Annotated in this window: 9 protein-coding genes; 2 read left to right on the top strand and 7 right to left on the bottom strand. The window is 35.8% G+C overall.

What is annotated here, in order from left to right; translation table 11 throughout:
- Positions 1-52: 52 nt before the first annotated feature.
- The 4 genes from ACQKN3_RS10535 to ACQKN3_RS10550 all read right to left on the bottom strand — a co-directional run bounded on the left by ACQKN3_RS10535 (position 53) and on the right by ACQKN3_RS10550 (position 4,325).
- Entirely contained in the window at positions 53-676 is a 624-nt protein-coding gene (locus ACQKN3_RS10535) for a TVP38/TMEM64 family protein (protein WP_251689734.1), read from the bottom strand.
- A gap of 140 nt (positions 677-816) precedes the next feature.
- Positions 817-1,986 (bottom strand): PDZ domain-containing protein, encoded by a 1,170-nt coding sequence (locus ACQKN3_RS10540; RefSeq protein WP_251689736.1) that lies wholly within the window; start codon positions 1,984-1,986, stop codon positions 817-819.
- 220 nt (positions 1,987-2,206) lie between these two features.
- Positions 2,207-3,634 carry a S41 family peptidase gene (locus ACQKN3_RS10545; protein WP_427711210.1) on the bottom strand — a complete coding sequence of 476 codons (1,428 nt, stop codon included), beginning with the start codon at positions 3,632-3,634 and terminating at the stop codon, positions 2,207-2,209.
- A gap of 118 nt (positions 3,635-3,752) precedes the next feature.
- On the bottom strand, positions 3,753-4,325 hold the full coding sequence (locus tag ACQKN3_RS10550; RefSeq protein WP_427711212.1) for a peroxiredoxin family protein: 573 nt from the start codon (positions 4,323-4,325) through the stop codon (positions 3,753-3,755).
- A 385-nt stretch (positions 4,326-4,710) separates the two neighbouring features.
- Here ACQKN3_RS10550 and ACQKN3_RS10555 point away from each other — a divergent pair, with 385 nt between their 5' ends.
- Both ACQKN3_RS10555 and ACQKN3_RS10560 read left to right on the top strand, forming a co-directional pair.
- Positions 4,711-7,680: an EAL domain-containing protein gene (locus ACQKN3_RS10555; RefSeq protein WP_427711214.1), complete on the top strand. Its 2,970-nt coding sequence runs from the start codon at positions 4,711-4,713 to the stop codon at positions 7,678-7,680.
- A 25-nt stretch (positions 7,681-7,705) separates the two neighbouring features.
- Positions 7,706-9,403, top strand: a complete 1,698-nt coding sequence (locus ACQKN3_RS10560; RefSeq protein WP_427711216.1) for a sensor domain-containing diguanylate cyclase — start codon at positions 7,706-7,708, stop codon at positions 9,401-9,403.
- A 24-nt stretch (positions 9,404-9,427) separates the two neighbouring features.
- Here the strand turns inward: ACQKN3_RS10560 and ACQKN3_RS10565 are convergent, their stop codons facing one another.
- The 3 genes from ACQKN3_RS10565 to ftsE form a co-directional block, all read right to left on the bottom strand.
- Positions 9,428-10,729: a murein hydrolase activator EnvC family protein gene (locus ACQKN3_RS10565; RefSeq protein ID WP_427711218.1), complete on the bottom strand. Its 1,302-nt coding sequence runs from the start codon at positions 10,727-10,729 to the stop codon at positions 9,428-9,430.
- Positions 10,730-10,850: 121 nt separating this feature from the next.
- The gene (gene ftsX / locus ACQKN3_RS10570) at positions 10,851-11,747 is read right to left on the bottom strand and encodes a permease-like cell division protein FtsX (RefSeq protein WP_251689746.1); all 897 of its coding nucleotides are present in this window, start codon (positions 11,745-11,747) and stop codon (positions 10,851-10,853) included.
- Positions 11,737-12,423, bottom strand: coding sequence for a cell division ATP-binding protein FtsE (gene ftsE / locus ACQKN3_RS10575; RefSeq protein ID WP_008403596.1), 687 nt, complete (start codon positions 12,421-12,423; stop codon positions 11,737-11,739). The genes ftsX and ftsE overlap by 11 nt, the downstream gene beginning before the upstream one ends.
- Between the last annotated feature and the right edge of the window lie 355 nt (positions 12,424-12,778).

Below are 12,778 nucleotides of genomic sequence, written 5' to 3' on the forward strand. Positions count from 1 at the left end.
ACAAAAAAGCCCTGTCTTTTCACAATTTGTTAAAAGACAAGACTCGTAGAATTTATTTATGTTTTCGTAGCTTTCCAATCTCTCGCAAATCTCTTTCCACACGCTTATTTAAAATATGTTCAATCAATTTTCCGATTCCCCAAATGATTAAAATAATGACAGCTGAAATAATAAGTTTTACAGGAGAGGTTAAAATATCACGCAAATCACTGCCTAAATAGCTAATTAAAAAGATTAAAATGGGTTTTGAAATAAGGAGTGTCAAAAAGTAATATTTCTTTTTTATATTGGATAAACCAGCAACCGTATTGACAACGACAACAGGTGTAAACGGCAGGCACAGCAGCACAAACAATGGGGTAAATCCTCTAATATCCACCCAGTTAATCAGTTTTTTTACTTGTTTCTGTTCTTTAATCCGGCGGAAGAGACGGTACTTTCCGAACATGCGAATCATGAGGAAGAACATGTATGATCCTGCTACCGTTCCAAGCCAGGACAGTAAAAATCCCCAAAATAAACCGTATGCTGCGGCATTGGCAATAATTATTACGAACAGCGGCAATATCGGTATAAATGATTCTAAAAATGTTAATAAAATTCCGAAAAAAGGACCTAATAACTTATATTTCTCTACAATTGTTTCTAAATTATCGATTGTCAGCCAATCTAACATAAATCAATCACCCCTACCAAAAACGATAAAAATTCCTGAAGTTATCCAATGCTGTCTAGTACAATTTAATCTTAACATAATTTGTTTATACCCGTTTCAGCCAAAAAAAAGAACCTCGCATTACCGAGATTCTTTTGAAATTAACTAACAACTAATAACCCGATTTTGTGATTATCATCACGATGGACAACATGCTGGGCAAGACGCAATTCGCCTGAATGATCAAGCACTTCCAAACGACAATGGGCAGCATTGATCTGCAATGCTTTATACAAATCTTCTTCTGTAAAAACATCTTGTCCATTTACACGCTTAATAATCTCACCTGCAACAAGTCCCATTTTCTCTGCAGGAGAATCCGGTAAAATGCCGGCAATCATCACACCTTTATCACTCCGTACAACAGCATAACTATTGCGGTCTTCTGAACGACTATAATGAATGCCGATAATTGTGCGTGAAATCGCACCTAATGCTAATGCAGCAGCACCAAGTACCGGCAGAAAATATGCAGCCAATCCGACGATCAGCACAAATTGCCCGATCATAATAATTGAACGTCCCATTTGAGGATAAACATTCATCGGCAGCTTTTGACGCACCATTTGCTGGAATCCGATAATAAACGGGAAAACGATGATCGAAAACTGTTCTGCTCCGACCGTAAACTGTGGCCAATAAGGCGCAAAATTTTGAATGCCTTCACCTGGAATAATCGTAAAGACAGGCAAAATCCAAAGCTGTTTACTAAAATAGCCTATTCCATTTAATCCACGCTTTGTTTTCTCAACAATCGGTGAAGCAAAACGGGCACCATACCGGCGAATTAAAATTCCTTCTGCCATCAGCAAGAGTCCTGTCATAATCGGAACGGTCATAACAAGATCGTCCGTAACATTTCTCCCTGCCAATTCAATAGTTCCGATTGTATATGACCAATCTTGCCATTGCATCCAAACGATCCCGCAAAAAGCAACCGCCATAACAATTGCCGGCGATAATAATTGATACATATAAATGATCAAACCTACGAAACTTACAATAAATACAATTGTCAATAATTCGAGTGATACTGTTAAGCCTATTACAAGACTAAATAAGGAAATAATAACGGACAGCATAAAGCCCATCGCAAGCATATTTTTCAGCTCGGACCAGCCACCTAGTATCCGTCGGTTAAAATACCTTCGTTCGCGCTTCACTCGGCGATATCCTAAATAAACTGCGGAAATGATGGCGATATAAAACAAAGGATTTATAAAAAATCGGCCAATCCCTTTTAAAATTTCAATCAAAACTGTTCCATCCATATTCTCACCTACCGTACGAATAATTGTACCAAATCCTTTACGGAATGCGTAGTCCCATTTGTACCGGAAATGAAATAAAGGCATGGTGAGAGATTCGGAGATTTATGGAGGAGGTAAATAAGGTGGAATTTTTTCAGTTCGCTTTTAAATAAAATGTTAATCAAATAAAAAAAGCCCATTTCGTTAAGAAACGAGCTTTCAATATCTTTTCCACTATCCCTTATTCAAACTGATGCATAATATAACTAATCGCCATCTGCAGCTGCATGTCGTTAACTTTAGACTGTTTGAATGTTTGCAGTTCTTTCGTTAATTCATTGAAAAATACTTCATCCATATAGCTTCCTTCTGCAATATCATGCTTGTGTCTGAAGCTTTCTACTTCCTGAGCTGTATCCTTATCAAAGAATCCATCTGTCCGGCTGATAGCGTAGCCCAGCTCACTTAAAATACGCTGGCTGTAGGCAATTTCTTCACTGTATTCTCCCTCTTCATAGCGCCCTTTCAGTATTTTTGTTTCCACACTGTATAGAGGATGCTGTGTCACTTCGACATCCGGCTCTATTCCTACATCATGGATCCACTTTTTAGAAGGGGTAAGCCATTTGTTCGTTGATAACTTTACTTCTCCGCCGTTTTGAAGATCCCATGTTTGTTGGACCGTTCCTTTACCGAAGCTCGTCACTCCAATAATGACCGAACGTTTCCAGTCCTGTAGGGCACCTGCAAACACTTCACTGGCTGATGCGCTTCCTTCATTTTGGATAAGAGTTAAAGGCGTGTCACGCAACCAATTTGCGTAAGGCTGGAACTGTTCCACTTTCTTTGTTTTCAGTGGCTCTGTTACACCATCATGATTTTGCATATACGCAAAGATTTTTTCTTTTTGCTCGAACATGCTCATCATTTGGGCAACACTATGTAAATAGCCACCTGGATTGTCCCGCACATCAATAATTAACCCTTCCACTTCCTCCTTAATTACCTCATCGAGAGCCTCTTTCCATTCGTCTGCTGTTTTTTCACCAAAAAGATTGATCGTTATATAGCCAAGTTTTCTCCCTTCTACTTCGAGAACTTCAGCTTCCACCGTATCATTTTTCAAACGTTCTCTTTTCATGACTAACTTTAAATGCTGATCCATTTCCGGTCGATAAATGACAAGCTCCACAGCTTCCCCTTCCTTACCATACATCAGCTTACGAACTTCCCCCATAGATTTTCCGTCAAGTCGCACTTCATTAATTTGTATAAGCTCATCCAATGGTCGAATACCCGCTTTTTCTGCAGGCGATGCTTTAATAGGAGCTACGACGATAATCTTACCATTTGCTTCTGCCAATTCCACACCAATGCCGATTCGTTCACTTGCGAGCGTCTGTTTATGTAATGCTGCTTCTTGCTCCGAATAATAAGTACTGTAGGGGTCATTTATTGCATTTGCCATCCCTCGCAGTGCACCTTCCACCAATTTTTCAGAGTTGACATCATAAACTGATTCGCTCGTAATTAACTCATGCAGTTCATTGACTACCGCAAAACCCGCCTGTTCCTCTTTTGGCTGCGCCTTGATTTTCATAACACCATAAACAATTACACCGATACACACCATTACAACAATTAATAAAAAAATCCGACTTTTCCGCACGAATTCTCCTCCGTTCCATAAAATTTATGAAGTGAATGAAAGAATCATACTTATAAAGTCGAATTTAAACGTCACAAAATGAAGATATTTAAGATGCCGGTCTGCGCATTCTCCAAGCTTAATCTAGTTGCATGACATTTTCACGCAATGCATCCAAATCCAGCGGGCCAATGATTTGCTTTTGTATTTTCCCTTCTGTATCAATCATGTACGTTGTCGGCATTGTTATAATTTCATATTGATAGGCGACTGCTTCTGTTTGTTCTAGTACGATCGGGAATGTGATCTCATAGCTTTTTAAAAACTGCTCCACACGCTCCAGTTTTTCGTTTGCATACGTCATATTGACACCGACAATTTCCACATTGTCTTCTTCACGGTATTTTTCGTAGTATTTTTGCATATGCGGCATTTCAGCTTCGCAAGGCGGACACCACGTTGCCCAGAAATTCAGCACGACCCGCTTTCCTCTCAGCTCAGAAAGTGTCAGTGGCTCGCCTTGTAAATTATATAATGTAAAATCCGGTGCAAACTGACCTTTTTGGAGGCCCACTTCTTCGCCCAGTTCAACTTCTTTTCCTATTGCATTTTCGTTGATTGCCGTACTTTGATTGATTTCAGCTTTTATGTAAGTGCCAAGCATTGTGATGACAAGCACTAAAATAATACCGATTCCAATATTTTTTTTCATCCACATCACCCCACTATTTCTTCCTATTAGTACATTATCATAACTTTCAGGTAATTATTCAAACTGGAAAAACTTCTTTTGAATCGTCATTGATTTAATAATCTAATGAATCATTTAAAAACAAATTTAATTTTACCAAATGTGATTATTTATAAAAAAAAACGGGTATTTAAAATATACATATTTTGTTCTAAATACATAGTCTTAATACAATAGTCCCGTAATTATCAATGAAAGCCTATTAGACAGTTGAATTTTTGAATTTTTATATGTACATATACTTAATAAATAACAGGCATATTAATTCGTTTTATCACAGAGTTTTTTATCAATACTATTTGTATACAGGTCGTATCGTTAAATCAAGAATTTAAAGGGGGATTTTATGAATAATGATAATAAAATAAATAAATTTAAACAATTTTTTACTAAGAGTGAGTCTATCCAAAATTATGCTAATATCAAAACGGAAAATAATGAGCTGTTAAATTACTTTACGTCTATTGTAGATAATCATCCTGACTTTATTTTTATCTTTTCAAATAATGCAGAAATAATCACTTCAGATAATAAAAGAGTAAGTTCTTTTTTTGGGAAAACGGTAAATACATTAAAGGATTTCCAAACTGTTTTAACTGAACCTACATTTAAAATTTTATCGGATGTTTTCAAACAAACATTAAGTGGCAATTCCGAAAAGTGCATGATTGAAATAAAAAATAATAACAATCAAAAATCAAGGCTAGCCCTAACTTTAATCCCTATAACAATTGATCAAGTAGTAGAGGGAGTTTATTTAAGCGCTATTGATGTTTCGGATCAGATTATTTTAACGGAACAGTTGGAATCACATAAAAATCATTTAAAGCATGCCCAGCAGATTGCAAAAATAGGAAGCTGGGAGTATTTAATTGAAAACGATCATTTATTTTGTTCAGAAAACTTTTATCATATCTTTGGACTAGAACCTGATATATATATGCATATGGGTGATCCTTATATGTTAGTTCATCCAGATGATTACGAACATGCCTATCAAAAAATTAATGAAGCAATTAAATTTGGAAAAAACTATACAAATCAATTTAGGATTTATCACGGTAAGACTAACGAGATAAAGTTTATTAAAGTTCGTGCTGAAGTATTATTTGAGGATCAAAAACCTTATAAAATTATCGGTGTTATTAGGGATATAACTCAGCAAATTGAACTGGAAAATCAAATAGTAAAACAAAACGAAAACTACAAAAAAATCTTCAATAATCTTTCATCGGGTATTTGGGTTCGCGATGCCAGTGACGGGAGTTTTGTATTTGCCTCTAAAGGATTGGAAACTATAGTCGATATTCCAATCTCTAAATTGTACGATAATCCGGAAACTTGGTATGAAATGGTCCATCCAAATTCTGTTTCCCAACTAGATAGTGCGATAAAAAAAGTAGAGGCTGGAGAAAGTTTACAAACTATATACCAATTTATTAGTGGAAGCGGCAAAATTAAATGGCTTTTGGAAGAAGTGGTCCCGGAAATCAATATACACGGGGAAATTTCAAATGTTTTTGGACTAATTACAGATATTACTCAAGAAATGGAACTGAAAGCACAACTAGATTATTTAGCAAATTACGATGCACTAACAGGACTTCCCAATCAGAAATCACTCTTTGAACAACTCGATAATATGTGTAAATATGATGAAGGTTTTGCAGTTCTCTGTTTAGATTTAGATCGCTTTAATATTATTAACGGTTCATTAGGCTATTCAATCGGTGACCAGGCATTGAAGTTTATTGCCAATAACTTTGGCAAACTGTTGCCGAAAGACGGCTATTTAGCACGTTTAAGCAGTAACGATTTCATAATGATTATTAAAAATTATGACGACAAAGAAAACGTGTACGAGTTAGCCAAAAACATTATCCATAAAATTTGCGAGCCTTTTATCATTCAAGGCTATGAAATAAATATTTCTACCAGTATTGGCATTACCTTTTTCCCAGAGGAAGGTAAAGAGAAAAATGTTTTATTGGAAAATGCACATACAGCCCTCTATCAAGCCAAAAAAGAAGGCCGAAACACCTATCAACTCTCCTCTCATTTAGCGGACATTTCTTCTTATAAAAAATATGTTTTAGATCGTGACATGCGTAAAGCAATTATAAATGAAGAGTTTGAATTATACTTTCAGCCGCAAGTTGAACCGAAACATGGAAAACTATATGGAGCTGAAGCATTAATACGCTGGAATCATAAAGAGTGGGGTATGATTTCTCCGGGAGAATTTATTCCACTTGCGGAAGAAAACCATATGATTAATATAATTACCGATTGGGTCATTGAAAAAGTCTGTCTTTATTTACATGAGTGGAAGGAAAAAGGATTGCCCCTTAAACCGATTGCTATAAATATTCCACCAATTCGATTTATGAAAACCGATTTATTTGATTTTGTTAAAGCTCAAATTGAGAAGTATCAAATTGAACCACAATTTCTTGAATTTGAAATTACTGAAAATACGATAGTAAATTCCGAAATAGGAACTTACTCCATTATTCAACGGCTAAAAGAGATGGGTATACGAATTGCCATTGACGATTTTGGTACAGGCTATGCCTCACTTGCTTCGATACGTCAATTTAAACCCGACACAATCAAAATAGATAAACTATTTATTCAAAATATCCATTACAAAAATGAAATTGATAATGCCATCATCTCGGCTACATTACACTTAGGGAAATTGTTGGAATTAAATATCGTTGCTGAAGGTGTAGAAGAACTTGAACAATTAAATTTCCTGAAACAAATTGATTGTGACATTATTCAAGGTTACCTATTTTCAAAACCCGTTAAAATCGATCAATTTGAAAAAATTCTAGTAAGTGGCTATTTAAAACCGCTAAAATCAAATACTACGCAAATTATTGAAGAGCGAAGAAAGTTTTTCCGACTGGAATTCCCGTTTCCTATACCGGGTAACTTATCTATAGTTGAACTGAACGGTAAACCGGTCCAATTAGGTAAAACTCCTATTTTGATTAGAAATATAAGCCTTGGCGGTTTGAATATATTATCAAATTTAAAACTTCCCATCAATATGGATATGAAATTTCATATTAGTTTCACCCTTCTGGATGAGGAATTTGAATTAAATAGCGAGTTAAGATGGATAAATGAAGAGTTTGCGGAAGTCTATTCTTACGGAGTACCCATTAAAGTGAATCAATTGACGGAAAATCGATTAGCTTCTATTATTAATAAATTAAGTACCATAATTAGGAATAATGAAAAAATTCCAAACACTGAATTTATCTATGAAGATGCCCATACTTACTTCAGAAGAAATAAATTTTAGTCCAGTTAAAACAAGGGGAACTTTTATGGAGAAATTTTATCAAGAAGTTTTAATGAACGGTATTAAAGATATGGTCTTTATTCTTAAAGTTGTAAACAATGATTTTCGTTTTCAGTTTATTAATACCGCTGCAATGAAACGTTTAAATTTGTCTAACCAGATTATTGGCTCAAGCATTATGGATATTGAACCAAAGGAAAAGGCAATATTTTTATATAAGCAATACAGCAAAGTTGTTGAAAGTCAAAAAAGCTATACTTATGAAGATGTTTACGAAGAGAATGGTAAAAAGTATTATGCCGAAACCGATTTAAGCCCCTTTTATGATGAAAAAGGTAAAGTTGATCGAATCATAGCGGTTGTACGCGATATTACACATGAAAGAAATGCGCTTTCAGATGCAATGGAAATGATAAGTGGACTGGCTGAAAGTAATGAGCGTTATCATTCTTTATTTTTCCATAATACAGACGGCATTTTTATTTTAAATAAAATGGGTTATATTACAGATGGAAATGAAGCGACTGAACATATTACCGGTTATAAAATAAAAGAATTATTTGGAAAACCACTTAAAGAGTTATTAGACAAAGAAGATACCGGCAACTTTGATAATTTGATAAGCGAAGCACTTAAAGGAACTAATCAAAGTGGAGATTTAATCTTTAAAAATAAAAATGGCGAGCAAATTAACATCATTTTTAAAATCATTCCGCTTTTGATCGATGAGAAAATCATTGGATTATACGGAATTTTGAAAGATATCACTGAACAGTTACAGAGCATTAACAAGCTGGAAGAAAGTGAAAAACGTTTTCGTATTATTGCAGAGAATGCTCATGACTTAATTACACTTGTTAATAAAGATGGAGAAATTACATATGTTTCCCCATCTTATAAAAATATATTAGGTTACTACCATCAGGAATATCTTAAGAAAAGTTTCCTTCATAATGTCCATACAGATGATCAAGAACGTTTAGTAGAAACTGTCCGTAATTCGATCAGTTCAGGTGAACCTTTTACTATTCAATTTAGACAAAAAAATGCTAAAGGAGATATGATTTGGTGTGAATCCATCGGAAATCCCGTGTTCAACCAAAAAAATACTTTTCAGCATCTGGTTGTACTCACTAGAGACATTACCTTAAGAAGAGAATATGAATCCAAATTGAAATATTTTGCTTATCACGATAGTTTATCAGATCTTCCAAATCGTTTATTTTTTAAAGAACAATTTGCGTTTGCAAAAGAGCAGTTTCTAACAAATAATACACCTCTTGCTCTAATACTTTTAGATATTGACCATTTTAAACTGATTAACGATACTTATGGCCATGATACAGGAGATGCGGTTATTAAAGAATTTGGTTTTCGTATTAAATCAACTATCCGTGATCATGACATGGTAGCAAGATTAGGCGGAGATGAATTTGTTATTCTACTCTCAAACATTCAAAGCTATAATGCAATAGAAATTGCAGAAAGAATCAACCACGCTATCCAGCAGCCATGGAAACTGAACGGGCATACCTTAACGGTTACAACAAGCATGGGAATCGCAACGGCATCTAGTCAATTGAATTTTACTGAATCCAGTTTAATAAAAAAAGCAGATATTGCCCTATACGAGGCTAAAGAAAGCGGGAAAAATTGCTATAAATTATATAACGGTAACTCTCCCAACCCTTCTTCGTACACAAATAAAAAGACCAAACTTTAATTTAAGTTTGGTCTTTTCTCTATGTTACAGTGAAATATAATTTAATGGGTTTACGGCGTTTGAACGACTGCCGTTCCATTCACCGACATGGATCTCAAAGTGTACATGAGGTCCTGTTGAGTTACCTGAATTCCCAAGTCGTGCAATTTGCTGACCTTTTGAAACTGATGCCCCAACACTCGTGTTAAATCCGCTTAAATGGGCATACGTTGTTGTGAATAATTGTCCTTCAATCGAGTGAGTAACCATTACTACGTTACCGTAACCATTCATCGAACCAACATACGAAACAACACCATCAGCTGCTGCAACAACCGGTGTACCGATTGAGTTGGCAATGTCAATTCCTAAGTGATTTTTACTTCCGATTGGACCAATATCACGTCTGCCGAACCCTGATGTAAAACGGCCTGCTGCAGGTCTTGTCCAATTTCCTGCCGAAACAACCGGCAAGTTTCCGGAACTTACAGCACTATTGCTACTGCTGTTTTGTTTTTTCTTTTTAGTAGCCGCAGCTTCCAATGCCTTTTGACGGGCAACTTCCGCTAATCGGCGCTGTTCTTTAAGAAACTTCTCTTCCAGCTCTTTACTTAATTCTACTTTATCATCGTATTCAGCTTTAAGTTCTGTTTTCTCAGATCGTAGTTTCGCTTCTTCTTTTTCAAGCTCTGCTACTAATTTTTTCTTTTCTTTCTTTTGTTGATTTAATGAAGCCATCAAACTTTTTAATTTCGCTTTATTCGCTTCAAGGTTTTCTTTTTTCTTCACAAGCTCCAGCTTTTGAACTTCAAGCTTTTCCTGGTCTTCTTTTTGCTCACGCATAATTTGACGGTCAGCGTCCATAAGTGTGCTTACAGCAGAAAAACGATCGATAAAGTCTACGAAACTATTTGCTCCAAGCAATACGTCAAGGTAACTTACTGTACCTGATGACTGAATCGCGCGAGCACGTTCACGCAATAGCTCATTTCGCTGTTCGATCTTCTCTTTTAATTCTGCGATTTCATCTTCTAAAATAGAAATTTCTTCGTTTGCAATTTCAATATCCAATTCGACAACGGCAATTTTATGGTTCGTTTCATTAATTTCTGCACCAAGTTGCTCTAGTTGTGAAATGATTTTTTGCTGTCTGTTTTGGTTTGTTTGAATCTCATTCGATTTTTGTTCAAGTGATTTATTTATAGATTTCTTTTCTGCTTCGAGTTGACTGCGCTCTTTTTTCAGTTCATCTAATGTTGCTGCAGATGCTGCCGGTATTTGAACAAATAGCACTAGCGCAAGTATTGCTGCAATGGTTTTAAATGAACGCGTCGTTAGCTTCTTCAAAAACTTTTCCCCCTAAATGCATGGGTAAGAGTGGCTCTTTTTGTCTCAAAACGAGCCACTTCCCACTATTTTCGTCATTGTCAATTTTGCCTTGGCAATGTGTGACAGTCGCTGAAAGAAGTTATACTTTTAAAAACTTACGAACTGACATGAAACTTCCCCATATACCGATGAACATCCCGATGAAAATAATTAAACCATTCACCTGGTACATAAGTGGTGTTACTTCTAACAATTGGAATAATTCCCCTTTTAATCGAGGTGCCAATAAATCATAAATATTGTAATAAGCAATTGTAACGGCTGCGACTGGAATAATAGATCCAATCAAACCAAGCCACATTCCTTCCAATACAAATGGAATGCGGACGAAAGAATTTGTAGCCCCTACAAGCTTCATAATTTCAATTTCATCTTTACGTGCAATAATCGTAATGCGAATTGTATTAGAGATTAAGAACATCGCTGTGAACAGCAGTCCTAAAATCAATACGAGTCCAACATTACGAGCGATTTCTAAGAAGTTAAATAGTTTTTCTACTTTACCCTCGCCATATTTTACTTCAAAAGTATTGTCTAAGCTATCAATCTGTTTTGCGACATCAGCTGTTTTCAAAGGATCGACAGCTTTGACATACAATACATTGTATAACGGGTTGTTCTGTTCGAATAAACTTAATTCATCGCCAAAATCTTTGATTAACTTGCTTAATTCTTGTTCTTTTGAAGAATATGTAACTTCCTCGACATCCGGCATATTATGAATCTCGTCAAGAAGCTGTTCTTCTGCCAGTTTCGCTTCTTCCGCTTCCGGAATAATATCGATCATGACACGAATTTCAACATCGTTTTCCAAATCGGAAGCGACTTTGTTTAAATTCATCATAATCGCTGCAAATACACCGACCAATAATAATGTGACCGTTACAGCACTGATTGAAGCGAGTGTCATCCAGCTGTTACGGCCTAATGATTTAAAACTTTCACGGAAATGACGGGCAATTGTTCTAGTTTTCATAGCCGTAGTCACCTCCGTACTCATCACGGACGATCATTCCGCCTTCAATGGCAATAACTCTTTTACGCACAGTATTTACGATTTCACGGTTATGTGTTGCCATTAAAATCGTCGTACCTTGGCGATTGATTTCCTCAAAAATATTCATAATTTCCCACGATGTTTCCGGGTCTAAATTTCCTGTAGGCTCGTCCGCAATCATCACTTTCGGACGGTTCACAATCGAGCGGGCAATTGCAACACGTTGCTGTTCTCCACCTGACAGCTCATTCGGCAGCATTCGCACTTTATGCTTTAACCCCACCAGTTCGAGTACTTCCATTACCCGTTTACGAATGACACTTGGCTGTTCTTCAATTACTTCCATCGCGAACGCTACATTTTCATATACTGTTAAGCGCGGCAATAATTTAAAGTCCTGGAAGACGACACCAAGATGACGGCGTAAATGAGGTACGCGATTATTTTTTAGCGTTCTCAAGTTAATGCCATTAATGATGACATCGCCGGAAGTCGGTTTTTCTTCACGGTACATCAATTTAATAAATGTCGATTTACCTGCTCCACTCGGGCCAACTATATACACAAATTCACCCTTTTTTATATGAACCGTAATCCCGTTTGCGGCGACGACCCCATTAGGATACTTCTTCACTACATTATTCATTTCAATCATTCACGAAACCACCTAAGCTCAATATCTAGTATTTTAAATTTTAGTCTTACCCATTATAGCATTTTCAGGCTCAAATTTTATTACATTTTCTTTTCAATGTAAGCCCCGCCTCGTTTTCAAACTCTCTGCACCGCCATGACAACATTAAAAGAAATCAATTGTCGCTAAATTTTCATAGAAATACACTTATTTTTTGGTTTTCGTAATGTATTTGTTAAAGTATGAAATGTTCTTAATATAATAAAATACTCTACACTATTTTTAATTATTCGACGTTTTCAGTGAAAACCCTTCTCAGTATTTGGATTATTATGGTATTTATAGGTGGTTTTTTAGAAATTACATTTTTCTATGT

This window comes from Solibacillus sp. NPDC093137 (genome assembly GCF_050280445.1).
GTDB classification, from domain to species: domain Bacteria; phylum Bacillota; class Bacilli; order Bacillales_A; family Planococcaceae; genus Solibacillus; species Solibacillus isronensis_B.